This window comes from Streptomyces prunicolor, assembly GCF_045162825.1.
Taxonomy (GTDB): domain Bacteria; phylum Actinomycetota; class Actinomycetes; order Streptomycetales; family Streptomycetaceae; genus Streptomyces; species Streptomyces prunicolor.
On the sequence record NZ_CP108676.1, the window covers coordinates 2,227,914 to 2,252,392 of the forward strand.

The window sequence follows — 24,479 nt, forward strand, 5'->3', positions numbered from 1 at the left end:
CCGAAGCTAGCAGCCGCATAATCGGTCGCTCCACCCCTTTCCGTTCAGGACAGTTGAGGGCGATGAAACCCAACTGAGGAACCCGAGGAGTCCCGATGTCGACGCTGCGCGTCACCGCCGAAGTGCTGACCGTCCATGAACACCCGAACGCCGACGCCCTCGAACTGGCCCAGGTCGGCCTGTACCGAGCCGTTGTCGCCAAGGGCGCGTACCGCACCAGTGAGACCGCCGTCTACATCCCCGAGCAGTCCGTGCTCCCGGCCGACCTGATCGAGGAGTTGGGGCTCACCGGACGACTCGCGGGGAGCAAGGCGGACCGGGTCAGGGCGGTGCGGCTGCGCGGTGAGCTGTCGCAGGGCATCGTGTGCCGGCCGAAGGCCCTCGCCGGCGTGGATCTGGCGCGGGCCGCCCTGGACGGCACCGACTTCGCGGAGCGACTCGGCATCGTCAAGTGGGTGCCGCCGATCCCGCCCACGATGAACGGTGACGTCGAGTCCGCGCCCGATCTGCTGCCCTGGGTCGACATCGAGAACATCCAGCGGTTTCCCGGGATATTCGAACCGGGCGAGGCTGTGGTCCTGACCGAGAAACTCCACGGCTCCGCCTGCCTGTTGACCTACTTCACGGAGGAGGAGGGCGAGGACAGGGGCGGTCGCGTACAGGTCTCCTCCAAGGGCTTCGGCGCCAAGTCCCTTGCCCTGAAAGAGGATCCTCGCAATCTGTACTGGCGAGCCGTCCGCGGCCACGGCGTCCCCGAGGCCGCCGCCCGCCTCGCCGAACGGCTCGGTGCGCGCCGAGTGGGCATCTTCGGCGAGGTGTTCGGCGCGGGTGTACAGGACCTGACGTACGGCGCCGACGGGCGGCGCGAGACGCTCGGGTACGCCGTGTTCGACGTGTCCGCCGAGATCGACGGGACCGTGCGGTGGCTGGACCCGGCCGAACTGCTCGACGGGGAACTGCCGTTGGTGCCACGGCTGTACGAGGGGCCGTACGACATCGAGCGGGTGCTGGAGGTCGCGATCGGGCGGGAGACCGTGTCCGGGCGGGGGATGCATCTGCGCGAGGGGGTCGTGATCCGTCCGGCGACGGAGCGGTACAGCGCGGTGACCGGTGGACGGGCGATCGCCAAGGCCGTCAGCCCGGCGTATCTGACGCGGAAGGGCGGCACCGAGTACGAGTGAACAGGCTGTCCGGCGGCAGCGGCACGTGTGCCGCCGGACGGGCCGGCTAGTCCTGTCCCTGTCCCTGCCCCTGTCCCTTTCGGTCTCCGCCCCGTTCGACCATCAGGCGTGAACCCGCGCCCCGTTCGCCGACCACGTCATCGGGGTTGGACAGGACGCAGGTCGCCAGGGACAGGCAGCCGCAGCCGATGCAGTCGGTGAGGTGGTCGCGGAGCCGGTTGAGCTGCTTGATGCGCTCGTCGAGTTCGGAGCGCCAGGCCTCGGAGAGGCGGGCCCAGTCCTCGCGGGTCGGGGTGCGCTCCTCGGGGAGTTCGGCGAGCGCCTCGCGGATGGTGGCCAGCGGGATGCCGACGCGCTGGGCGGCCCGCACGAAGGCGACCCGGCGCAGGGTGTCACGGGTGTACCGGCGCTGGTTGCCCGTGGTGCGGCTGCTGCTGATCAGGCCCTTGGTCTCGTAGAAGTGCAGGGCGGAGACGGCGGCGCCGCTGCGTGCGGAGAGTTGGCCGACGGTCAGCTCGTGGATCTTCTCGGGGATCTGAGGCACCCGTCAGAGCCTACCCATCGCGTCACACCCGCGGTCCGTTGACAGCGGCCCCGCATCCGACCATGCTAAGCAGTTGCTTAGGTATGCGATGACGCTGGATGACGTGAGAGGCCGGGACAGGACATGGCAGAGCCGAGGATCTTCACCTCCGTCGACGACCTGCGGGCGGCGGTCGGTGAGCAGTTGGGGCACACCGACTGGCTGGAGATCGACCAGAAGCGGATCGATCTGTTCGCGGACGCGACGGGCGACCACCAGTGGATCCACATCGACCCGGAGAAGGCGGCGGCCGGTCCCTTCAAGACGACCATCGCGCACGGCTACCTCACCCTGTCGCTGCTCCCGCTCTTCGGACCGCAGCTGATCAAGGTCGAGGGTGTGAAGATGGGCGTCAACTACGGGACGAACAAGGTCCGTTTCCCCGCGCCGGTGCCGGTCGACTCCCGGCTGCGCGCCACCGCGAGGATCACCGGCGTCGACGACGTACCGGGCGGTGTCCAGGTGACCGTCGCGTTCACCGTGGAGCGCGAGGGCGGCGACAAGCCGGTGTGCGTGGCCGAGTCGGTGTCCCGCTACTACCTCTGACCAACACCCTTGGCAGGGCGGCTACTTGGACCCCACCATCCGCAGCACGAGGTCGGCGTACAGCGCGCCGACCTCGTCGGGCGTCCGGGGGCCGTCGAGGCTGAACCAGCGGGCCACGTCGATGCACAGCGACAGGATCGCGAGGGTCGTGCCCTTCACGTCCGGCACGTCGAAGGAGCCGTCGGCGACCCCGTCCTCGACGATCCCGCGCACCTCCGCGTCGACCTGTCGGCGCAGCGCGAGGATCTCGGCGCGGGCGTCCGGGCCGAGCGAGTCGAGTTCGTACTGCACGACCCGCGCCGTGGTGCGCCCGCCCGCGTGCCAGCGCACGAAGGAGCTCACGGCGTCGGCGAGCCGCTCGGCCGCGCTGCCCTCGCGCCCCGCCGCCGTACGCAGGATGTCGAGGGCCTTCTCGTGGCCGATCCTGCTGATGCGGTGGAGCAGTTCTTCCTTGGTCTTGTAGTGGATGTAGAGCGCGGCCGGGCTCATCCCGGCGCGGCCTGCGATGTCCCGGGTGGTCGTCGCGTGGTAGCCGCGCTCGGCGAAGGCCTCCACGGCGGCGACCAGCAGCCGCCGGGCCGCGTCGGGCGTGACCTCTGCCCAGGCCTGCGGATCGCCCGCGGTCGTCTCCTCCGCCGTACTCATCGCTCGTGAACCCCTCTCGATGACCCTCGATGACAAGGGCTCCACCATACCGCCGAACCTGAGCGAGCGCTTAGTCTGCCCGCTCAGAGCTTTTCGAACGGGTTGTAGGTGGTGCGCGCCGCGTCCTGCCGGTCCCGGATCACCTTGGCGAGGGTGAAGGAGGAGGTGACCAGGTACAGGACGGCGATCGCGAGGAAGGCCCGTACCCAGGCGTCGGCGTGCAGCTTGAAGATGCCGATGGCGGTCGCCGCGATGGCGACGGAGAAGGAGGCGACTGCCTGACCGTAGAAGGCGGCCGTGTTCTGCGGTTTGCCCGATGCTTCGCTCATGGGTCAAGCGTCGGCGGCCACGGCCCGCAGAACATCCGCTCAGATACTCAACTCACGTACTCAGAACGCCGAAACGCCGGTCAGCGCACGCCCGATGAGCAGTTTCTGGATCTGGCTCGTGCCCTCGTAGAGCGTCATCACGCGGGCGTCGCGCAGCAGCTTTCCGGCCGGGTACTCGTCGATGTAGCCGTAGCCGCCGAAGACCTGGAGCGCGTTGTTCGCGGCGCGGACGGCCGCCTCCGAGGCGAAGAGCTTGGCCTTGGAGGACTCGGTGGCGAAGGGCAGGCCCCGGTCGATCAGGTCGGCGACCCGCCAGGTCAGCAGCCGGGCCGCGTCCACGTCGACGGCGATGTCGCTGATCAGTTCCTGGACGAGCTGGTGCTGCGCGATGGGCTTGCCGAACTGCTCGCGCTCACCGGCGTAGCGGAGCGCCACGTCCAGTGCGGCCTGGGCGATGCCGACGCAGCCCGCCGCGACCGACATGCGCCCCTTCGCCAGCGCCGACATGGCGACCGAGAAGCCCTTGCCCTCGGGGGCGAGCATCGTGGAGGCGGGAACGCGGACGTCTTCGAGGACGAGTTCGGCGGTGGCCTGGCCGCGCAGGCCGAGCTTGCCGTGGATGGTGCGGCGGGTGAGGCCGGGGGTGTCGGTCGGCACGAGGAAGGCGGAGACGCCCTTGTGTCCCGGGGCGTCGGTCGAGCGCGCGAAGAGGAGTACGACGTCGGCCCAAGTCCCGTTCGTGATGAACATCTTGGTGCCGTTGATGACGTAGTCGTCGCCGTCCCGGACCGCGCGGGTCGTGAGGTTGCCCGCGTCCGATCCCGTGCCGGGTTCGGTGAGGCCGAAGCAGCCGACGTACTCGCCGGAGGTGAGCCCCGGCAGCCAGCGCCGCTTCTGCTCCTCGCTCCCCCAGCCCGCGATCGACTTGGCGACGAGGCCCAGCGACACGGAGACGATCCCGCGCACGGAGGAGTCGCCGCGGCCGAGTTCCTCGGTGACCAGGCAGTACGCGAGGTGGTCGCCGCCCGAGCCGCCGTACTCCTCGTCGATCGTCAGTCCCAGGAAGCCGACGCCGCCGAGCTTCTTGACGATCGAGCGGTCGACCTCCTCGGCGCGGTCCCAGGCGATGACGTGCGGGGCGATCTCGCGGTCCACGAAGTCCTTGGCGAGCCGCCGTACGGCCTCCTGCTCCTCGCTGAGCTCCAGGTTCATTGCGCGTCACCCCAAGTGGAAGGCCGTACATCGACTGCTGCACATTTAAATTAGCACTGCTAGTTTGGCTCTCGCAGCCCTACTATGTGCGCCATGGCCCGACCGCGCAAGCCCCTCCTCAGCACCGACCGGATCGTCGAGACGGCGCGGGTGCTGGTGGACGCGGAGGGGTTGGCGGCGGCCTCCACGCGTCGGCTCGCCGCGGAGCTGGGGGTGAGTGGGCCCTCGCTGTACAACCACTTCCGCACGAAGGACCAGATTCTGGAGGCGGTCGCCGACTCGGTGAGCGCGCAGGTCGATCTGTCGATGTTCTCGGACGGGCGGGACTGGCGTACGGCGCTGCGTGACTGGGCCGTGTCGTACCGGTCCGCGCTGCGGGATCATCCGAACATCGTGCCGGTGCTCGCCACCGGGCCGGGGCGGCGGCCGGCGGGGTTGCGGCTTGCTGACGCGGTGTATGGGGGGATGGTCGATGCGGGGTGGCCTCCGGCGCAGGCCACGTCCATCGGGGCGTTGATGCGGTACTTCATCATGGGGTCTGCGTTGGGGTCGTTCGCTGGGGGGTTTGTGGACGACGAGAGTGCGTACGACCCTGCGGACTATCCGCATCTTGGGCAGGCTCATCTTCTTGCCGAGCAGCAGGAGAAGGTGGATGAGCGGGCTTTTGAGGTGGGGCTTGCTGCGTTGCTGGATGGGTTGGCCGGGCAGTTCTCGGAGGCGACCGGTCGGTAGGGGCGGCTGTGGGGGTGGGGGCTCTGTGGTTTGCCGGGTGCGGGTGCGTCGTGGCTGGGTGCGCAGTTCCCCGCGCCCCTGAAAGAGCAGCGCCTCCCTTGGTTCATCGTGCCCGGAGGATTGCCTTGGGTAGGTGGGCGGAGACTATCCAGTTGGGGGCGTCCACCACCTCTGTGATCCGTAGGTCCACGGCGACGCTGCACAGGACGTAGGCGTCGATCGGGGCTAGGCCGTAGCGGGTGCCCAGGTGGTCGATCATGGCTCGGGTGGCGTCCTGGGCCGCGTGCATGAGGTCGGGGGCTACGCCCATCGTGGCGTAGTGGCCGGCTCGGGCGGTGTCCGTGTGGAGGGGGCCCGTCGTCTCGAATTGGGGGGCCGGGATGCGGCGGCCCTTGTGCAGGCGGATGCGGGCCGTGCCCGACAGGGACGCCTCGATCGCGCTGACGCACAACTCGCCGTCGCCCTGGGCCGCGTGGGGGTCACCGAGGCCGAGGCGGGCGCCGGGGACCTGGACCGGGAGGTAGAGCTTGGTGCCGACCACCAGGTCCTTGCAGTCGACGTTGCCGCCGAAGTGGCCCGGCGGGAGGACGCTTTGGGGTTCGGTGACGTCCGGGCAGACTCCAACTACCCCACAGAAAGGGCGGATTGGGATGTCGGCCACGTCGAGGAAGTTGGCCGTGTCTCCGGTGGTCAGGTCCCAGAGGTGGAGGTGTGCGTCGGGGAAGTCCTCGGTGAGCAGGCCGAGTCCGGGGAGTACGGCCGTCCAGCCCCAGTCGACCGACCTCAGCTCCAGGAACTCCACCTCCAGGACGTCGCCCGGCTCGGCGTCCTTGACCAGGATGGGTCCGGCGAGCGGATAGACCCGGTCCCAGTCGAAACCGGCCACCGCCTCGACCGTCGACGTCGGGTCGAACTGTCCGTCCGTGGCCTCGGTGAGGTCGAACGACACCGTGTCGCCGTCCTCGACCTCCAGCACGGGCTCGTGGTCCGGCGACCACAGGCGATGCACTTTCTTCGGTACGGAGTGATGGCTCATCGGACCCGTCCTCACCTGTCGGTACGTGTCGGCGCGTAGCGGCGCGTAGCGGCGACACGTAGGGCGCATGTTTCGGACTCTGCCCGTCGGCCGGGTCCGTCGTCAAGCCTCATAGGCAATAAAATCGACCTCATAGGCATCGCACACATCCCCCGACGATCACGTCCGATTTCCGCCAGCGGTGTGGTCCTGTCGCCGCCTAGTCTCGGACGCATGACCACACCCCCGCGCCGTACCGAACGGGCAGCCGCCGCGGCCGCTGTCGTCACCGTCGTGCTGTGGGCCTCCGCCTTCGTGTCCATCCGGAGCGCGGGGTCCGCCTACTCACCGGGCGCGCTGGCGCTGGGGCGGCTGGCGAGCGGGGCGTTGGCGCTGGGGGTGATCTCTCTCGTACGGCGGGAAGGGGTGCCGCCGCGGTCCGCGTGGCGGGGGATCGCGATCTCGGGCGTGCTGTGGTTCGGGTTCTACATGGTCGTCCTGAACTGGGGCGAGCAGCAGGTCGACGCCGGTACCGCCGCCCTCGTCGTGAACATCGGGCCGATCCTCATCGCCCTGCTCGGCTCGCGGCTGCTCGGTGACGCGATGCCGCCGCGGCTGCTGGCGGGGATGGCGGTGTCGTTCGCGGGTGCGGTGACCGTGGGTCTTTCGATGTCGGGCGACGGGGGTTCGTCCGTGCTCGGTGTGGTGCTGTGTCTGTTCGCCGCGGTCGCGTACGCCGGTGGGGTCGTCGCCCAGAAGCCGGCCCTGGCCCGGGCGAGCGCGCTCCAGGTGACGACGTTCGGGTGTCTCGTCGGGGCCGTGATGTGTCTGCCGTTCGCCGGGCAGCTTGTCGGGCAGGCCGGCGACGCGCCCCTCTCCGCCACCCTCAACATGGTCTACCTGGGCGTCTTCCCGACCGCCCTCGCCTTCACCACCTGGGCGTACGCCCTCGCCCGTACGACCGCCAGCAAGATGGGCGCGACCACGTACGCGGTGCCCGCGCTGGTCGTCCTGATGTCGTGGCTGGCGCTCGGCGAGGTGCCGGGGCTGCTCACGCTGGGGGGTGGCGTGCTGTGTCTGGCGGGCGTGGCGGTGTCGCGGTCGCGGCCGGGCGCGAAGGCGAGGGCCAGGGCGAAGCGGGCTGCGGCCACGGATGAGCCACAGCCCGAACAGGTGCCGTAGGCAAGGGTGTTCGGCCTGAGCCGACGGTGCTGCGGGCAAGGCGCCGGTCAGAAGATGACCAGCGCCCGTCCGCCCTTCCCCGCCACCATGTTCTCGAACGCCGCCGGGATCCCCTCCAGCGCGATCCGTTCCGTCACCAGCGCGCCCAGGTCCAGGCGTCCGGCCCGGACGTGTTCGGCGAGTACCGGGACGTCCTTCGCCGGGTCGGAGTTGCCGTAGACGCAGCCGCTCAACGTCCGTCCCCAGTGGAAGAGTTCGAGGGCGTTGAAGGTGACCTGTTGGTCCTTGCCGCCGATGCCTACGACTGTCGTACGTCCACCTCTGCGGGTGGACTCCCAGGCGGTGCGGATGGTGACCGCGCGGCCCACGCACTCCACGGCGACGTCGACGCCCTGTTTGCCCGTGAGCGCGCGGATCTCGCGGGCCGTGTTCTCGGAGGCGACCACATACTGCGTCGCTCCGGCCGCGCGCGCCAACTCCTCCTTCTCCGGGGAGACATCGACGGCGACGATCGTCGTGGCGCCCGCGATCCGGGCCGACTGGAGGGTCGACAGGCCCACCCCGCCGACGCCGAAGACCGCCACCGTCTCGCCCTCCCGGACCCGCGCCGAGTGGTGGATCGCGCCGTAGCCGGTGAGGACCGCGCAGCCGAGGAGGGCCGCGTCGGTGAGGGGGATGCCCTCCGGGAGCGGCAGGACACAGGACGCCGATACGACCGTCTCCTCGGCGAAGGCGGCCACGTTCAGGCCGGGGTGCAGGTCGCCGCCGTCGGAGCTGCGGTGGGCGTAGACGTCGGCGGCGCCGTTGAGGGCGTTGGCACAGAGCCAGACCTCACCGAGGGTGCAGGCATGGCACGTGCCGCAGGACGGGGCCCAGTTGAGGATGACCGGGGCGCCGGGTGAGACGTGCGTGACGCCCTCCCCCACGGCTACGACCGTGCCGGCACCCTCGTGGCCCAGGACCGCCGGGACCGGCACGCGCATGGTGCCGTTGGTCAGGGACAGGTCGGAGTGGCAGACCCCGGCGGCTGCGAGGCGAATGCGGACCTGGCCGGGGCCGGGGCCCGGGAGGTCGATCTCGGCGATCTCCAACGGAGCGCCCACGGCGGGCAGTACGGCGGCGCGGACCATGTGAGGCCTCCTAAGGGGTCTAGAACTGCAGGGACTTGGTCTGGAGGTACTCGGACAGCCCGTGCGCCCCGAGTTCCCTGCCGACACCCGACTGCTTGTAACCCCCGAACGGGGCACGGGGGTTGAAGCGCCCGCCGTTGATGTCCACCTGCCCGGTCTCCAACCTCCGCGCGAACGCGACCGCTTCGGCCTCCTCCCCGGCCCACACCGCGCCCGCGAGGCCGTAGACCGTGCCGTTGGCGATGCGCACGGCGTCGTCCTCGTCGTCGTAGCGGAGGATGGAGAGGACCGGGCCGAAGATCTCCTCCTGGGCGATCGTCATGTCGGGGGTGACGTCGGCGAAGACGGTCGGGCTGATGAAATAGCCCTGCGGGGACGGGGATTCGGGGCCACCCGCCACCAGTCGCGCGCCCTCCGCCACGCCCTTCTCGATGTAACTCCGCACCCTGGCCTGCTGCTTGGCGTTCACCACCGGGCCGATGCGGGAGCCGTACTTGGCGGCGGCCGTCACGGCCAGTTCCACGGCCTCGTCGTACTGGTCGCGGTGGACCAGCATGCGGGTCCAAGCGCTGCATGTCTGGCCGGAGTTGGACATCACGTTGGCGACGCCGACGTTGACGGCCTTGGCGAGGTCGGCGCTCGGGAGGATGACGTTGGCGGACTTGCCGCCGAGTTCGAGGGCGACCTTCTTCACCGCGGCACCCGCCGTCGCGCCGATCCGGCGGCCCACCGCCGTCGAGCCGGTGAAGGAGACCAGGTCGACGCCCGGGTGCTCGGCGAGGGCCTGTCCGGCGATCGGGCCGAGGCCGGTGACGAGGTTGAAGACACCGGCCGGGATGCCCGCCTCGTCGACCGCCTCGGCGAACAACTGGGCGGTGAGCGGGGTGTCTTCGGCGGGCTTGAGCACCACCGTGCAGCCTGCGGCGAGGGCCGGGGCGACCTTGGCGACGATCTGGTGCAGGGGGTAGTTCCAGGGGGTGATCGCGCCGACCACGCCGATGGGTTCCTGGTAGACCGTCGAGTTGCCGACCTTCTCCTCGAAGGCGTGGGTCGCGGCGAGTTCGGCGTAGGAGCCCGCCACCGCGATCGGCACGCCCGCGTGGACGGCCTGCGAGAAGGCGAGCGGTGAGCCCAGTTCGGCGGTGACCGTCTCGGCGATCTCGTCCTTGCGGGTCACCAACACATCCCGCAGTGCGGCGAGTTGGGCGGCGCGTTCGGCGGGCAAGGTCGCGGCCCAGCCCGGGAGCGCGGCACGGGCGGCCCGTACGGCGGTGTCGACATCGGCAGCGGTACCGGCCGGGACGCGGTCGATCACCTGCTCGTCGACCGGGTTCACCACGTCGATGGCCTCCCCGCTCGCGGCAGGGCGCCAGGCGCCGTCGATGTACATGCCGTCGTGTGCCTTCATCGTGCTGCCTCCCGGGCGTGACGTCGTCGTCCGCCTCACAAACTAGCGGCGTTAGTTTTCCGGCGCCAGAGACCCGGGGCACAAGCGCCCCGCCGCATCAAGCCATAGCCGCCGATCACCTCAGAAGTCGGCCCGGGTCCGGTCGTCCACCCGACCCACCGCCTCCTGCGCGAACGCCTTCTCATACGCCCGCCGGACCCCCTCGATCTTCCGGTCGTTCGCACCGGCCGCCGTCACCGGATACAGCAGGATCAGCTCGTACGACCGCTCCTTCTCGATCTTCCCGTTGGCGTCCCGCCACTGCCCGCGCCCGTTCTGCACGGTGAGCCCGTTCGGGAAGTCGGGCGTGACCTCCTTGTCGACGAAGGCCATGAACTGCCGGTCGGTGACGGCCGGTCCACCGTCCGGCCGCTCGGTACCGAAGAAGAGCTGCGTCTCGACGTACGGCGTTCCGCGCGTCGGCGCGGGAACGGTCTCCGTGTCGAGGCCGGCGTAGGCGGTGGGGGCCGCGGCGGCGAGGAGGAGGCCGGCGGTCGCGAGGGCTGCCCGGTTTCGGGTGAAGTGCAGGGTCATGCGCCTATCCGTACCGGGCGTCACTCGTCCAGGTCGGGCAGCCGTGCCGGGGCCGGGGAGATCCGTTCGCCGTGCTGGTCGAAGACGAACAGGTGGGCGATGTCGACGAGGAGCGGGACCTGCATACCGTGCCGGAGTTCGATGTCCGGAGTGGTGCGGACGACGAGGTCGCCGGGGAGACGACCCTCGGGCGGCACGAGGTCGGGCTCGGCGTCGGCCGCGTGGTCCAGGGTGACGACCGGTCCGGCGCGCAGGACGCCCGCGCGTTCCCGCAGCCGGCCGATGACACCGCCCTCGCGTCGGCGGCGCCTGGCCGGGCGGGCGGGGCGCGGGGCCTCCAACTCCGGTACGACGGCGGGCCGGGAACCGGTGTTGAAGTGGACGAGGACCTCGTGGCCCTGGAACTCCACGTGCTCTACGAGGCCGCTGATCACCACCTCGCCGGGGCGGGCGGCGGCCGGCTTGGCGATGCGGATGGCCTCGGAGCGCAGGCCGACGATGACCTCGCGGCCCTGCTGGACGCGGAGCAACTGGTGGTCCAGGCACAGGGGTTCGGGCAGCCGTAGGTACTGCTTGCCGAGGCTGATGGTCATCGCGCCGTCCAACGGGGCCCGGACCAGGCCGCGCAGGAGGTTGATGCGCGGGGTGCCGATGAAGGCGGCGACGAAGACGTTGCGGGGCAGGGCGTACACCGAGCGCGGGGTGCCGACCTGCTGGAGGACCCCGCCGCGCAGGACGGCGACCCGGTCGCCGAGGGACATGGCCTCGGCCTGGTCGTGGGTGACGTAGACCGTGGTGACGCCCAACTTGCGGGTGAGGGAGGAGATTTCGGCGCGCAGGTGGTTGCGGAGTTTGGCGTCGAGGTTGGAGAGCGGCTCGTCCATCAGGAACGCGGAAGGGTGGCGGGCTATGGCCCGGCCCATGGCGACACGCTGGCGTTCGCCGCCGGAGAGCTGGCTGGGGAAGCGTTCCAGGAGGTCCTCGATGCCCAGCATGCGGGCGGTGGCGTCCACGCGGGCGCGGGGGTCCTCGCCGGGGGTCTCGATGCGCAGCGGGAAGCCGATGTTGTCGCGGCTGGTCATGCTCGGGTAGAGGGCGAAGTTCTGGAAGACCATCGCCATGTCCCGTTCGGAGGGGGCGAGTTCGTTGGCGTACTCGCCGTCGAGTCTTAATTCTCCCTCGGTGATCTGCTCCAGGCCGGCGATCATTCTCAGCACGGTCGACTTGCCGCACCCGGACGGCCCGAGCAGGACGAGGAACTCCCCCGGCGCGATGTCCAGCGACAACCGGTCCACCACGCGGGGGCCTCGCGCGTAGGCCTTGCTCACGTCGTGCAGGGAGATGGCGCGTGTCATGACGAGTGCCCCCGGGGGCTCACTTGGGCGACGGTGCTCCGCGGTCCGGACACCTCGCACGGGTCGTACGAGGCTTGTGAGTCACGGAAGCTAACGGAATGTGCGCACCCGGGGGAAGAGACGGGACGGGATCGGGCGGTTCGGTCCGGGTGGTGAGAAAACGGACGGTCATCTTCAGCCAGTTCGGGCGCGCTCCCGGATCGCGGTGAGATGCGCGAAGACGACGGTGTTGCTCGCGTAGCCGGTCCTGCGGTCGTAGCTGCCACCGCAGGTGATGAGCCGCAACTCGGGGCGGCCCCGGGCCCCGTACACCTCCCGGTCGGGGAAGTGCGCCTTCTCGTACGTCTTCACCGCGTCGACCGCGTAGACGGCGGTCCTGCCGTCGGCACGCCGGACCTCGATCAGGCGGCCGGGCTTCAGTTCGTCGAGGCCGGCGAAGACGGCGGGACCGGTCATGGTGTCGAGATGACCGACGGCGACGGCGGTGCCCTGCTCGCCCGGGGCGGGTCCGTCCGCGTACCAGCCCACCCGCTTCGGGTCGTCGTCCGGCGGCGCGGACATCCGGCGGTCGTGGCCGAGGCGGAGGGGCATGACCGGGGCGTCGACATCGAGGTAGGGGATGGCGAGGGCGGTCGCGCGGGAGCCCGGGAGGGGGCGGGGCGAGGGTGCCGGGCGGGCGGGGCGGGCCACGGGGTGTGCGGGGCGGCCGGGGGGAACCACGGGGCGTGCGGGGGACGGCTGTTGGCCGCCGCGCGCGTCCGTACGGTTGTCCGGGGTCGCCGGAGCCGTCCGGGTCGGACCGGAGGTGCCTTTGTCCGACGGAGCCGCCCGGGTCGAACCGGAAGTGTCCTTGGCCGACGGAGCCGCCCGGACCAGGTCGGAAGTGTCCGCGCCGCCGGCGCAGCGGGCACCGCCGACCATCACCACGACGGCCAGCACGAGGGTCCGGATGAGCCGGTAGGCGCGCGTCCGGTACCAGGGCGGGCGGCGCCGCACCGTGCGCGTGATGGTGCGGCCGGGTGCCTCGCGGGAGGTGCGACCGGCGGGCCGCCGACCGTCCGTGACCGGTCGCGGCCCGTGGCGCGGGCGCGTGGGGTCAGCGCTCCGCGCCCCGGTGGGGCGCGGAGCGGCGCTGGAGTTCATCGCATCCGCTCAGGACGCGCCGTGGGGGCGGCGGCGCAGCCGGAACCAGACCACCCCGCCGACCGCGGTCAGGCCCACCGCGGCGGCACCGGCGAGCGGGGACAGGGCCGCGTCCCGGGCCAGCCCGCCACCACCTGCGGGCGGACCGCCATTGGGACCGCCCGTACCGCCGCCGGTACCACCGGTGCCGCCCCCGGTGGTGCCGCCGGTACTGCCACCGGGCGGCGGCGACGGGCAGTCGACCTGGAAGACCTTGTGCTTGCCGTTGCCGTTCTCGCCGACGAAGTTCCAGGTCAGCTTGTACATGCCGTTCGGCAGCTGCGCGACGGGCATGGTATGGCCGGTACCGGTCGTGAGCGTGATGGAGCCGGAACGGGTCGCGCCGCCCGGGATCGACGGCTGCGTCTCGATGGACCAGGTGACCTCTTGAACCGTGTCGAAGTTGAACGCGTCGAGGTAGAAGTCGCAGACCTTCGGCTGGTTGCGCTCGTCGGTGAAGGGCGTGCCCACCTCGTGGATCTTGACGTCTCCGTTGTCACCGGGGGCGGCGACGGCGGCGGGCGCACCGCAGACGACGGTTGCCGCGGCGGCGAGAACCGCCCAGGCGGCGGCTCTACGGGGCAGGAATGAGGTCGGCATGAACAGCCCTCCGAATCAGGTGATTATCGTACGAATTACTCCTTAACCTGATTCCTTTTCACGTCCGGCCCGGCGAACGTGTGCGCAGCGCCGTACGCACCGTCAGATATCGCTAGATGTCGCTCTTCCGGCTCAAGGACGGACCGGCCCGCCGCACCCCGCCGGAAGCCGCACGCCCCTCGGACGATCGGCCCGGTGAGCGCAGCGCGACCCCCGCCGACAGCACCAGCAGCGCACCGAGCATCACGAACGGCGCGGCCACACCCGCGACTCCGGCGACGAGACCGGCGCCGGCGGGCGCGGCGACCTGGCCGAGGCGGTTGCCGGTGAGCCGTAGGGCGAGGGCGGTGGAGCGGGCGTCGTCGGGGGCGGCCTGGACGACCGTCGTCATGGAGAGAGGCTGGCCGACGCCCAGGCAGAAGCCCAGGATCGCGAGCATCAGGCCGATGGCCCAGACCGGGAGCGGCAGGGCGATGCCCGCGCACAGGACGCCCGCCAGGAGGCAGGTCGCGGTCAACAGGGCTGCGCGGCCCAGCAGTTGGAGCAGCGGGGTCAGGACCAGTCGACACGCGATGGTGGCCGCCGCGCGGATGCTGAGCAGGACGCCGATGACCGAGGGTGCGATACCGCGGTGCTCGCCGACCACCGGGAGGTAGGCGGTGAGGATGTCGGTCGCGGAGAGCACGGAGAGGCTGATGAAGATGCCCGCGGGTACGCCCCGGGCGCCCAGGATGCTCTGCATGGGCACGCGATCGCCTTGCTCCGTACGGGACTTGACGGTCGTACGGTCCTCGATGCGCCACAGGGACGTGAACGATACGGCGGCGCCCGCGCCCGCGACGAGGAGGGCGAGCGCGCTGCTGCCGGCCATGTCGGAGCCGCCGATCAGGGCGCCCGCGGCGATGGGGCCGATGAGCTGGCCGAGGGAGGCGCCGATGGTGAAGTGGCCGAAGTTGCGGTCCTGTTCGTGCGGGGCGGACTGGCGGGCCACGAGCGACTGGGCGCCGATCACGAAGCAGAGATGGCCGAGGCCCATCACGCCGCTCCACATCGCCATCGCCCAGAGGGAGTTGGCGAGTCCGCTGAGCGCGCAGCCGCCGGAGATCAGGACCACGCCGACGGGCAGCAGGGGTGCGCAGCGGCCGTGGTCGGTGCGGCGGCCGAGCGGTACAGCGGCGAACAGCGGGAGCAGCGCGTACACGCCCGCGATGACGCCGATCGCCCGCTCGTCGGCGCCGAGTGCGAGGGCCCGGTAGGAGACGGCGGGGCGGGCCATCGACACCGCTCCCTGCGTGAAGCTGAAGGCGATGACGAGGCGGAGCAGCCAGCCGCGGTTCCTGCCGGGCGCCATGACGAAGTCCCTTGTCCCGTGGGTCGAATGATGCCGGGTCAGATGATGCCGAAGAGGATTCCTGCCCCGAGGACGACGAGCGATGTCAGGGCGGCCCACTTGACGACGAACCTGGTGTGGTCGCCGAACTCGACCTTGGCCATGCCGACCAGAACGTACACGGCGGGCACCAACGGGCTGGACATGTGCAGCGGTTGACCGACGAGCGAGGCGCGGGCGATCTCCAGGGTCGAGACGCCGTGGGCGTTGCCGGCCTCGGCGAGCACCGGGAGGATGCCGAAGTAGAAGCCGTCGTTCGACATGAAGTACGTGAGCGGGATGCTGAGCACGCCGGTGACGAAGGCCATGTGCGGGCCCATGCCGTCGGGGATGTTGTCGACCAGCCAGGTCGCCATGTGGTCGACCATTCCCGTGCCTTGGAGCACGCCGGTGAAAACGGCGGCGGCGAAGACCATGCCGGAGACGTTGAGGACGTTCTCCGCGTGGGCGCCGAGGCGGGCCTTCTGGTCGGGCATGTGGGGGAAGTTGACGGTCAGGGCGAGGGCGGCGCCGAGCAGGAAGAGGACCGGGATCGGCAGCCACTCCATGATCATGGCGGTGAGCAGAGTGACCGTGAGCAGCGCGTTGAACCAGTAGAGCTTGGGGCGCAGGGTCGCCCTGTTGGGGTCGAGTCCCTGGAAACCGTCGTCCTCGTCGGGGAGTTCGGCGTCCGCGTCCGTGCCGGAGCCCGAACTGCCGTTGCCCTTGAGGTCGTTGCCGACGCCCGAACCGCCGGTGCCCTTCTCCGCACCCTTGCCCGTGCCGGCGCCCACGAGGACCGTCTCCGACTCGGCGGGCTCCTCCACGAGCACCTCGTCCAGCGTCAGCACGCCGAGCCGCTTGCGCTCGCGGCGGCCGAGGACGTACGAGAGGACGAGGACGGCCAGCATGCCCACGGCGAGCGCCGGGATCATCGGGACGAAGATGTCGCTGGCGCTGACCTTGAGGGCGGTCGCGGCGCGGGCGGTGGGGCCGCCCCAAGGGAGCGTGTTCATCACGCCGTTGGCCATCGCGGCGACGCCGGTCATCACGACGAGGCTCATCTTCAGGCGCTTGTACAGCGGGTACATCGCCGAGACCGTGATCATGAAGGTGGTCGAGCCGTCGCCGTCCAGGGAGACGATCGCGGCGAGGACCGCCGTGCCGACCACGATGCGCAGCGGATCCGCCTTGCAGAACTTGAGGATCCCTCGCACGATCGGATCGAAGAGACCCACGTCGATCATCACGCCGAAGTAGACGATCGCGAACATGAGCATCGCCGCGGTGGGCGCGAGGCTGGTGACGCCGTCGATGACGTAGTCGCCGAGCTTGCCGCCCTTTCCGACGAAGACGCAGAACAGCGCCGGTATCAGCACGAGCGCCGCGATCGGCGACATCTTCTTCAGCATGATCAGGACCAGGAAGGTCGCGATCATGGTGAAGCCGAGGATGGTCAGCATGAGTGGAACACCTAACGTTCGCCTTTGAACTCCCACCAGGGGCGGCGGTCCGACGACGTTAGGTCGCGCAAAGCTCCGTTAACAAGATGTTGACGCGCGAGCAATAAGCGCAAAAGTCCAGGTCACAGCGGTGTGGTGAGCGCGGCGACCTCCACGGGCACTCCGTTGAGCACCGCGTTGCCCGACAGCGGGTCGAGCTGACTGCCGTCGAGCAGCTGGTTCACGTTGACGCCCGGATCGGCGGCGGCGTGGCTGAGCCGGGTGCCGGGACGGTCGTGGCCCCAGCCGTGCGGGAGGCTCACCACACCCCGGCGCAGGGCGTCCGTGATCTCGGCGGGGGCGGTCACCTCTCCCCCGGCACCCTTCACCCGCACCGGCGCCCCGTCGACCACGCCGAGGCGCTCGGCGTCCTCGGGGTGGATGTGCAGGGTGCAGCGGTTGGTGCCGCCGGTGAGGGCGGGCACGTTGTGCATCCAGCTGTTGTTGGAGCGCAGATGCCGACGGCCGATGAGGACCAGCCCGTCGGCTCGGTCGCTCATCGCCTGCCGGAGCCGGGGCAGGTCGTCGACGATCGGCTGCGGGAGCAGTTCGACCTTGCCGCTGCGGGTCTTGAGCGGCTGCGGCAGGCGGGAGGCGAGCGGGCCCAGGTCGATGCCGTGCGGGTGCGCGAGGAGTTGTTGGAGGGTGAGCCCGTCGGGTCGTACGCCGAAGCCGTCGCCGTACGGGCCCAGGCGCAGCATCATGTCCAGCCGTCGCTCAGGGCCGGTGTCGCCGACGAGTTGGGCGGCGACCTCGTGCGGATCGCGGCCGTGGACGGGCGAGTTGGGGTCCGTGACGGCCTTGCCGAGGGTCTGGTCGATGACCATCGTGTCGACGGCGGCCGGGTCGGCGCCGTGCATGCCGCTCGCGGCGAGGATCAACCGGGCGAAGATCTCGGTCTCGGCCATCCGGCCGGGCTCCAGCGGGATCGCGGGGCGGGTGTAGCGGACCTGGTTGCGGACGGCGAGGGTGTTGAACGCGAAGTCGTGGTGCGGGCTTTGGGAGGGCGGGGGCGGCGGCAGTACTACGTCGGCGTGGCGCGCGGTCTCGTTGAGGTACGGGTCGACGCTGACCATGAAGTCCAGTGAGCCGAGGGCTTTGTCGAGGCGGGCGCCGTCCGGTGCGGAGAGCACGGGGTTGGCGGCGGCGACGATGAGGGCGCGGATCGGTTCGCCCTCGGCGGTCGCGGTGTCGATCTCCTCGGCGAGCGCGGAGAGCGGCAACTCCCCTTTCGCCTCCGGGTATTGACTCACCCGTGAGTGCCAGCGCCCGAGCTCGAAGCCGCGCCCCGGTCCGGCGGGCCGAGGTGTCCGGTCGGTGGCGGCCCGCGGGAAGAGGGCACCGCCGGGCCGGTCGAGGTTACCGGTGAGGATGTTGAGGACGTCGACGAGCCAGCTGGCCAGGGTGCCGTGCGGGACGGTGCAGCTGCCGATACGGCCGTACACGGCGGCAGTTGGGGCGGCGGCGAGTTCGCGGGCAAGGGCGCGGATCTCGTCGGCGCCCACGTCACAGGCGCCGGCCACGGCTTCCGGGGTGAAGTCCCGTACGGCCGCGCGGAGTTCCTCGACGCCCTCCACGTGCGGGGCCAACTCGCCCAGTTCCACGAGGTGTTCGTCGAAAAGAACGTAGGTCATCGCGGCGAGCAGCAGGGCGTCGGTGCCGGGGCGGACCGCGATGTGGCGGTCGGCGAGCTTGGCGGTGCGGGTGCGGCGCGGGTCGATGACGGTGAGGGTGCCGCCGCGGGCCTTGAGCGCCTTGAGCTTGCCGGGGAAGTCGGGTGCGGTGCACAGACTCCCGTTGGACTCAAGGGGGTTGGCGCCGATGAGGAGGAGGTGGTCGGTGTGGTCGAGGTCCGGTACCGGGATCGCGTTGGCGTCGCCGTAGAGCAGGCCGCAGGAGACGTGTTTGGGCATCTGGTCGACCGTGGACGCGGTGAAGACGCTGCGGGTGCCGAGGGCGCCGAGCAGGACCTGGGGGTAGAGGGCGCCGGCCATGGTGTGCACGTTGGGGTTGCCGAGGACGACACCGACGGCGTGCGGGCCGTACCGCTCGACGATCGGGCGCAGGCCGGCGGCGACCGCGTCGAACGCCTCTTCCCAGCTGGCCTCGCGCAACTCGCCGTCCCGCCGCACGAGGGGGCCGCGCAGCCGGTCGGGGTCTCCGTCGACAGCACCGAAGGAGGCGCCCTTGGGACAGATGAACCCCCGGCTGAACACATCGTCGCGATCGCCTCGGGCGCCGGTGACCCGGGTGCCCTCGATGGTGAGCATCAGCCCGCAGGTGGCTTCGCACAGGGGGCAGATGCGCAGGGCGGTGCGGGACACGAGGGCCTCCCATGGGCGACGTTGCCTCTTGGCGGCGAGCATACCGAGCGGTATGGGGGGTGGCGAGGGGGCGACGGGGGTGAGGTCGGAAACCTGCGGGGGTGGGGGGGCGGGTGGCGGGGGCTCGGCCGGAAGGGCGGACGGGCGCCCGGCACACAGCGCCCGAACCCCGCCCGGTACCCGCCGAGAGCCAACCGCCCGACCGGAGGTCGGTCCAGCACCCCCGTGCGGGGCAGGCAAGCAGGCAGCCCAAGACCCGCTCGATACCCGCGGAGCGCCACCCGGCGCCCGGACCGCAGGTCAGTCCAACACGCGTGCCAGATACGCCCGCAACAACTCCCGCGTCTCCCCGATGACCTTCTCGTCACCCTCCGGCGCGACCCGGAACGCCAGGTGGACGAGGGCGTCGGCGGTCTCGACGGCGATGAGGAAGGTGCGGCGGAGGTCTTCGTCGGGCTCGCGGGCGAGGTAGCCGGAGAGGAGGTCGGTGAGGCGGTCGGCGACGCGGATGTTGGGTTCCGCGTGGCCCGAGCCGATGGGGATCTGGTTGCCGAAGTCGACGAGGGAGAAGCCGGGCGCGGTGCGCTTCATCGCGAGGTACTCGTCCAGGACGGCGTCCACCGCCGTCCGCCAGCCCTCGGCACCCGACTCCTTGAGTCGCTCGGTGACCCGCTCCGTGTAGCGCTCCAGGTTGCGCTGGGCCAGCGCGTCGGCCATCGCGCGCTTGTTCCCGAAGAAGCGGTAGACCGAGCCGATGGGGACACCGGCGCGCAGCGCCACCGCCCGGGTGCTCAGCGCGTCGTAGCCGACCTCGTCGAGCAGGTCGGCGCAGGCGTCGAGAATCCTGGTCAGCCGTTCGGCGCTCCGCCGCTGCACGGGCGCACGCCGGAGCGATGTCGTGTGGGGCACGGGCTTCATCATGCCTTTCCGTCGCGGTCAGGTGAAGCTCGTACCTGAGTACGGAACTGGGTGTCCGTAGCACTCATTTCGACCCCTGCGCCGACGTGGAGCTGGAGCTGGGGACCTTGCTGCCGTCGGGCGTGGCCTGCGCCACAGACGCCGTGATGTCCGCCGTACTCTCCACCGGTTTGCCGTGCACGGCCCACACGGTGCCGTCGTCGGCGTAGAGGCGCGCGGTGACGTGGTGGGTGCCGTGCTGGACGAGGTCGCCGGCGAGGCGGTACTCGGGGACGCGGAGGCGCGCGACGGTGCGGCCGTCGACGAGGAGGCGGACGGTTCCCCGGCCGGCGACCGCGACCGACTTCGCGCCGGCGGGCGAGAAGCGGAAGTCGTGCACGGTCAGCGTGACGTCCCAGCTGTCCTCGGCGGCGTCGGGCTCCACCTCGATGCCGACCTCCGGCGCGCCCTTCTTGCCCACCTCGCGGTAGTGCCGGCCCTGCTCGTCGGTGTCGTCGAGGACCTTGCCCACCGGCGACGGCGACACCCCCTCGCCCTTCCGCCCCTGGGTATCACCGGAGCCGCAGCCCGCCGATCCGGCCAGCAGCAGGGCACAGACCGCGAGCGCGGTGAGAAGTGCGCGCGACCACGACATGCGGGGGAGAGTAGAACAACGGTCCGACAGCCGGATCCCCCTGGAGGCTGGTTCTTGGTCTCCGTGAGTCGGATTTTCCGGCCGCACCCCTCATTCTTTCCGGCCGCCCCCTCCCCGTCCTCTTGCGCCCGCGAAACCGCAATCCTACGGTGATACATAGGAATCAGACGGCAGGGAGCAGGCATGAGCGGGGACGCACGCAAGACCGCCGAGGGGCTGACCCACCTCACCGGTTTCGGCAACGAACACAGCTCGGAGGCGGTGCCGGGCGCCCTGCCCGAGGGCCGCAACGCCCCGCAGCGCGCACCGCTCGGCCTCTACGCCGAGCAGCTCAGCGGTACGGCGTTCACCGAGCCGAGGGCGCACAACCGCCGCTCGTGGCTGTATCGCGTCCGCCCCTCGGCCGCGCACCCTGCGTTCACCCGAGCCGACAACGGCTCGATCCTTACGGCGCCCTTCACGGAGACGGTGCCCGACCCGAACCGCCTGCGCTGGAACCCGCTCCCCGACCCCGCGCCCGGCACCGACTTCCTGGCCGGCCTGTGGACCCTGGGCGGCAACGGCGACGCGACCCAGCGCACCGGCATGGCCGTGCACCTCTACCACGCCGACGCCTCCATGGACCGTGTCTTCAGCGACGCGGACGGCGAGCTGCTGATCGTCCCCGAGCGCGGCGGGCTGCTGCTGCGCACGGAGTTCGGGCTCCTCCATGTGGAGCCGGGACATGTGGCGCTGATCCCTCGTGGGGTGCGCTTCCGTGTGGAGCTACTGGATGCTTCAGCCCGCGGATATGTGTGCGAGAACTATGGGGCGCCCTTCCAACTCCCCGACCTCGGCCCGATCGGCGCCAACGGCCTCGCCAACGCCCGGGACTTCCGCGCGCCGGTCGCCGCGTACGAGGACGTCGAGGGCCCGGTCGAGGTGGTGAACAAGTTCTGTGGCAACCTCTGGACGGCGACCTACGACCACTCGCCCCTCGATGTTGTCGCCTGGCACGGCAACCATGTGCCGTACACCTATGACCTGCGCCGATTCAATGTGCTCGGCTCCATCTCCTACGACCACCCGGACCCGTCGATCTTCACGGTGCTGACGTCGCCGTCGGACACCCCGGGTCTGGCCGGTGTGGACTTCGTGGTCTTCGCGCCGCGCTGGCTGGTGGGCGAGGACACGTTCCGGCCGCCGTACTTCCACCGGAACGTGATGAGCGAGTACATGGGCCTCATCGAGGGCGCCTACGACGCGAAGGCCGAGGGGTTCGTGCCGGGCGGTGGCTCACTGCACAACATGATGTCGGCGCACGGCCCGGACCGGGAGACCTTCGACCGTGCCAGCGCCGCCGAACTGCGCCCGCAGAAGATCGACGACGGCCTGGCGTTCATGTTCGAGACCCGCTGGCCGGTGACGGCGACGGCCCAGGCGGCACACGCCGATCACCTCCAGCAGGGCTACGACGAGGTGTGGCAGGGCCTTCAACGTCACTTCCGCCCCTTGCCCTGACGATCCCCTACCGGTACGGATGGCCCCGTGACCTCCTTCGCTCCGGACTCGATCGTCCTGAACCGCAAGCTGCCGCTCTGGTACCAGGTGTCGCAGTCGCTGCGCGCCTCGATACTCGGCCGCTCACCCCGGGACCCGTTGCGGCTGCCCACGGAGGAGCAACTCGCGGGGCACTACGGCGTCAGCGTGCTCACCATGCGGCAGGCGCTGAAGGAGTTGGAGGACGAGGGGCTGATCACCCGGCACCGTCGCCGGGGCACGTTCATCGAGCCGGACGTCCAGCGGGCCACTCCCGTACGGCTGTTGGGCTCGGTGGACGCGATCGTCGCCCAGCAGTCCGGCATGACGACGGAACTCCTCGACCACGGCAAGGCGCCGGTGCCGCCCGAACTCACCGAGTACTTCCCGGACTTGCCCGAGGTGGCGACGTACCACCGCCTCCGCAGCGACGAGAAGACCGGCGAGCCCACCAACCACGCCCGCAACCACATCCGCCCCGAACTCGCCGCCCGCCTCGACCTGGACGACCTGATCCGCTGGCCGATGACCAAGGTGCTGCGCGACGTCGTCGGCGCGGACATCAGCCGCATCACGGACACGGTGGCGGCCCGCCTCGCCGACCCGGAGACCGCCCGCCTCCTCCAAGTCCCGCTCCTCAGCCCGATCCTGCACTACACGGGCATCACCTACGACACACAGGGCAGAGTCCTGGACGTGGCAGTCATCCACTACCGGGGCGACCGTTTCTCCTTCTCGGTCACCCTCGACTCCGCGAACTGACGTCGTCGTACGATGCCCAGCGTGACGCACGACGACGCTCCGCTGCTCGCGGACCTCATGCCGTGGTCCGTCGCACCGATCCGGCTCGGCCGGGGGTGGCCGACGGCACCTGACCCGGCAACCCTGAAAGCGCGCTGGGACGCCCTGGTGAAGGCCGAAGTCCCCGACCGGGAAACCCTGTTCGAGCCGACCCGCTCACGCACCCTGCACTCTGCGGTGTCCCAACTCCCCGGCCAGCCCAGCGGCACGGAGAAACTCATCCGGGCCACAGGCCCCTCCCCGGAACCGATCCGCGTCCTGCACGCCCCCTTCGACGAGCAGTGGCTGATCCCCGACCACCGCCTGATCGACGTGGCCCGCCCGGAGTTGTGGCGGGTGGCGGACGAACGCCAGATCTTCGTGGTGGAGACACCGGGCGCCCCCGGCACCTCCGGCCCCCTCCTGCTCGCGTCCACGATCCTCCCGCTGGTCCGCCCAGGCCGCGTCCGCCCCCTCTACCGCCGCCCAGCAGCCGAGGAACCGAACCTGGCACCGGGCCTGCTGCCCCACCTCGCCACCCGCCTCGGCCACTCCCCCACCCCGGCGGACGTCCTCGCCTGGACGGTGACGACGGCCCGCCCCGGCCCGGCCGTACCCCTGACCCGGGACCCCGAACTCTGGGCACGCGGCGTCGAGTTGGGCCACCGCATCCTCTGGCTGATGCGCCGCAACGGCGACCGCCCCAAACTCCCCGGCGGCCGACGCCCGTACGTCCGCGCCCCGTTGCCGGCCCTCCCCCTCACCCTCCACTACGACCGCGACGAGGAGACCCTGCACCTCGACGAGGGCCGCATCTCCCCGGTACCGCCCGAGTCCTGGGACTTCGAGGTGAGCGGGGTACGGGTACTGGAACAGTGGTTCAACTCCCGTACGGCGGAAGCCGACCCGGGCACCCTGGCGGCGATCCGCCCGACGACCTGGCAGCAGACGTGGACGTCGGAACTGCTGGAGCTGATCACGGTGTTGGCGCTGCTGGCGGAACTGCGCCCACAGCAGCAGGAGTTGGAGGTGACGGACCAGATCACGGCGGCGGAGCTGCGCAAGGCGGGCGTCCTCCCGGTGCCGGAGTGGACGCGCCACCCCGCATCGGTCCTCGACCACCACGAGGAGGGCCCGGAGGGCCAGTTCGCACTGCTCTAGCCCCAAAGCCATACAGACAGGGCTGGAGGTGTGGTTGTCAAGCGTCGGGCGGGGTGAGCATCGCGATGAGGCTCTCGACTTTCGCCGACACGCCCTTGCTGCCGTCCGTCGCCGCGACGGCCACGATGCGCGGGTGGCTGGAGGCGCCGCCCACCAGGGCGAACCGCTGGTGCGGGTTGGCGGTGGCGGCGGCCTCGGTGGCTGGTTTCATACCGGCGCCGACGGCGATGACCAGACCGCAGTGCTGTTGGACGGCACCGTTGATGTACGGCAGTGCGGCCTTGGCGTCGATGGTCGGCGTGGGGAATCGCTGGGCGTTGACGTGCCCGGCCGCGGCGGCCTGCTGCATGCCCTGCCAGGCGGCCCGGGCGAGCCCGGCGTCGGTGGCGTTGGTCGGGGAGACGAGCAGGCAGGCACGGAAGTTGCGGGAGACGTTGTTCGCCCGGGGGCTCGGGGCGTCGTTCCCGGACAGGAGCACGGAGAGCGTCACTGCGACGACGGCGGCGGTCAGGGCGCCACCGCCGACGAGGACCGGGCGTCTGCGGACACCGCCGACGAGGCGCGCGATGGTCGGAACCGGCATGGCGATGATCCTTGCTG

Annotated in this window: 24 protein-coding genes; 7 read left to right on the forward strand and 17 right to left on the reverse strand. The window is 70.8% G+C overall.

What is annotated here, in order from left to right; genetic code table 11:
• Positions 1 to 95 precede the first annotated feature (95 nt).
• Positions 96 to 1,181, forward strand: coding sequence for an RNA ligase (ATP) (locus OG588_RS09995; protein WP_405946967.1), 1,086 nt, complete (start codon positions 96 to 98; stop codon positions 1,179 to 1,181).
• A 46-nt stretch (positions 1,182 to 1,227) separates the two neighbouring features.
• Here OG588_RS09995 and soxR read toward each other — a convergent pair whose 3' ends face one another.
• On the reverse strand, positions 1,228 to 1,725 hold the full coding sequence (soxR, locus tag OG588_RS10000; RefSeq protein WP_405946968.1) for a redox-sensitive transcriptional activator SoxR: 498 nt from the start codon (positions 1,723 to 1,725) through the stop codon (positions 1,228 to 1,230).
• Positions 1,726 to 1,848: 123 nt separating this feature from the next.
• On the opposite strand from soxR, the gene OG588_RS10005 reads away from it, so the two are divergent.
• Positions 1,849 to 2,310: a MaoC family dehydratase gene (locus OG588_RS10005; protein ID WP_365989021.1), complete on the forward strand. Its 462-nt coding sequence runs from the start codon at positions 1,849 to 1,851 to the stop codon at positions 2,308 to 2,310.
• Between the two features lie 21 nt (positions 2,311 to 2,331).
• On the opposite strand, the gene OG588_RS10010 is transcribed toward OG588_RS10005, so the two are convergent.
• The 3 genes from OG588_RS10010 to OG588_RS10020 form a co-directional block, all read right to left on the reverse strand.
• A complete protein-coding gene (locus OG588_RS10010) occupies positions 2,332 to 2,955 on the reverse strand; it encodes a TetR/AcrR family transcriptional regulator (protein WP_405946969.1) in 624 nt (207 codons plus the stop codon).
• Positions 2,956 to 3,038: 83 nt separating this feature from the next.
• Positions 3,039 to 3,284, reverse strand: a complete 246-nt coding sequence (locus OG588_RS10015; RefSeq protein WP_019059193.1) for a YiaA/YiaB family inner membrane protein — start codon at positions 3,282 to 3,284, stop codon at positions 3,039 to 3,041.
• Positions 3,285 to 3,344: 60 nt separating this feature from the next.
• Positions 3,345 to 4,496 carry an acyl-CoA dehydrogenase family protein gene (locus tag OG588_RS10020; protein ID WP_405946970.1) on the reverse strand — a complete coding sequence of 384 codons (1,152 nt, stop codon included), beginning with the start codon at positions 4,494 to 4,496 and terminating at the stop codon, positions 3,345 to 3,347.
• Between the two features lie 93 nt (positions 4,497 to 4,589).
• Here OG588_RS10020 and OG588_RS10025 point away from each other — a divergent pair, with 93 nt between their 5' ends.
• A complete protein-coding gene (locus OG588_RS10025; RefSeq protein ID WP_405946971.1) occupies positions 4,590 to 5,228 on the forward strand; it encodes a TetR/AcrR family transcriptional regulator in 639 nt (212 codons plus the stop codon).
• Positions 5,229 to 5,331: 103 nt separating this feature from the next.
• On the opposite strand, the gene OG588_RS10030 is transcribed toward OG588_RS10025, so the two are convergent.
• Complete coding sequence (locus OG588_RS10030) at positions 5,332 to 6,264, reverse strand: acetamidase/formamidase family protein (protein ID WP_405946972.1); 933 nt, start codon at positions 6,262 to 6,264, stop codon at positions 5,332 to 5,334.
• 213 nt (positions 6,265 to 6,477) lie between these two features.
• Between OG588_RS10030 and OG588_RS10035 the strand changes: the two genes are divergently transcribed.
• A complete protein-coding gene (locus OG588_RS10035; protein WP_405946973.1) occupies positions 6,478 to 7,425 on the forward strand; it encodes a DMT family transporter in 948 nt (315 codons plus the stop codon).
• A gap of 47 nt (positions 7,426 to 7,472) precedes the next feature.
• Here the strand turns inward: OG588_RS10035 and OG588_RS10040 are convergent, their stop codons facing one another.
• The 11 genes from OG588_RS10040 to OG588_RS10090 all read right to left on the reverse strand — a co-directional run bounded on the left by OG588_RS10040 (position 7,473) and on the right by OG588_RS10090 (position 20,420).
• The gene (locus OG588_RS10040; RefSeq protein ID WP_405946974.1) at positions 7,473 to 8,555 is read right to left on the reverse strand and encodes a Zn-dependent alcohol dehydrogenase; all 1,083 of its coding nucleotides are present in this window, start codon (positions 8,553 to 8,555) and stop codon (positions 7,473 to 7,475) included.
• A gap of 19 nt (positions 8,556 to 8,574) precedes the next feature.
• Positions 8,575 to 9,963, reverse strand: a complete 1,389-nt coding sequence (locus OG588_RS10045; protein ID WP_405946975.1) for an aldehyde dehydrogenase family protein — start codon at positions 9,961 to 9,963, stop codon at positions 8,575 to 8,577.
• A 120-nt stretch (positions 9,964 to 10,083) separates the two neighbouring features.
• Positions 10,084 to 10,536, reverse strand: a complete 453-nt coding sequence (locus OG588_RS10050) for a DUF3574 domain-containing protein (RefSeq protein WP_405946976.1) — start codon at positions 10,534 to 10,536, stop codon at positions 10,084 to 10,086.
• Between the two features lie 20 nt (positions 10,537 to 10,556).
• Positions 10,557 to 11,891, reverse strand: a complete 1,335-nt coding sequence (locus tag OG588_RS10055) for an ABC transporter ATP-binding protein (RefSeq protein WP_405946977.1) — start codon at positions 11,889 to 11,891, stop codon at positions 10,557 to 10,559.
• 174 nt (positions 11,892 to 12,065) lie between these two features.
• Positions 12,066 to 13,034, reverse strand: a complete 969-nt coding sequence (locus OG588_RS10060) for a class F sortase (RefSeq protein ID WP_405946978.1) — start codon at positions 13,032 to 13,034, stop codon at positions 12,066 to 12,068.
• A 9-nt stretch (positions 13,035 to 13,043) separates the two neighbouring features.
• Positions 13,044 to 13,673 (reverse strand): hypothetical protein, encoded by a 630-nt coding sequence (locus OG588_RS10065; RefSeq protein ID WP_405946979.1) that lies wholly within the window; start codon positions 13,671 to 13,673, stop codon positions 13,044 to 13,046.
• A gap of 112 nt (positions 13,674 to 13,785) precedes the next feature.
• Positions 13,786 to 15,024 (reverse strand): MFS transporter, encoded by a 1,239-nt coding sequence (locus OG588_RS10070; protein WP_405946980.1) that lies wholly within the window; start codon positions 15,022 to 15,024, stop codon positions 13,786 to 13,788.
• A 38-nt stretch (positions 15,025 to 15,062) separates the two neighbouring features.
• Positions 15,063 to 16,505: a CitMHS family transporter gene (locus OG588_RS10075; protein ID WP_405946981.1), complete on the reverse strand. Its 1,443-nt coding sequence runs from the start codon at positions 16,503 to 16,505 to the stop codon at positions 15,063 to 15,065.
• A 122-nt stretch (positions 16,506 to 16,627) separates the two neighbouring features.
• On the reverse strand, positions 16,628 to 18,868 hold the full coding sequence (locus tag OG588_RS10080) for a molybdopterin oxidoreductase family protein (protein ID WP_405946982.1): 2,241 nt from the start codon (positions 18,866 to 18,868) through the stop codon (positions 16,628 to 16,630).
• A 300-nt stretch (positions 18,869 to 19,168) separates the two neighbouring features.
• On the reverse strand, positions 19,169 to 19,786 hold the full coding sequence (locus tag OG588_RS10085; RefSeq protein WP_019059207.1) for a TetR/AcrR family transcriptional regulator: 618 nt from the start codon (positions 19,784 to 19,786) through the stop codon (positions 19,169 to 19,171).
• 64 nt (positions 19,787 to 19,850) lie between these two features.
• Entirely contained in the window at positions 19,851 to 20,420 is a 570-nt protein-coding gene (locus tag OG588_RS10090; RefSeq protein ID WP_405946983.1) for a hypothetical protein, read from the reverse strand.
• Between the two features lie 183 nt (positions 20,421 to 20,603).
• Between OG588_RS10090 and hmgA the strand changes: the two genes are divergently transcribed.
• The 3 genes from hmgA to OG588_RS10105 are packed head-to-tail and all read left to right on the forward strand — an operon-like array spanning position 20,604 to position 23,879.
• Entirely contained in the window at positions 20,604 to 21,920 is a 1,317-nt protein-coding gene (gene hmgA / locus OG588_RS10095) for a homogentisate 1,2-dioxygenase (protein ID WP_405946984.1), read from the forward strand.
• Positions 21,921 to 21,947: 27 nt separating this feature from the next.
• Positions 21,948 to 22,700, forward strand: a complete 753-nt coding sequence (locus OG588_RS10100) for a GntR family transcriptional regulator (protein ID WP_405946985.1) — start codon at positions 21,948 to 21,950, stop codon at positions 22,698 to 22,700.
• 12 nt (positions 22,701 to 22,712) lie between these two features.
• Positions 22,713 to 23,879 carry a type ISP restriction/modification enzyme gene (locus OG588_RS10105; RefSeq protein WP_405946986.1) on the forward strand — a complete coding sequence of 389 codons (1,167 nt, stop codon included), beginning with the start codon at positions 22,713 to 22,715 and terminating at the stop codon, positions 23,877 to 23,879.
• 37 nt (positions 23,880 to 23,916) lie between these two features.
• On the opposite strand, the gene OG588_RS10110 is transcribed toward OG588_RS10105, so the two are convergent.
• Complete coding sequence (locus OG588_RS10110) at positions 23,917 to 24,462, reverse strand: hypothetical protein (protein WP_405946987.1); 546 nt, start codon at positions 24,460 to 24,462, stop codon at positions 23,917 to 23,919.
• Positions 24,463 to 24,479 lie beyond the last annotated feature (17 nt).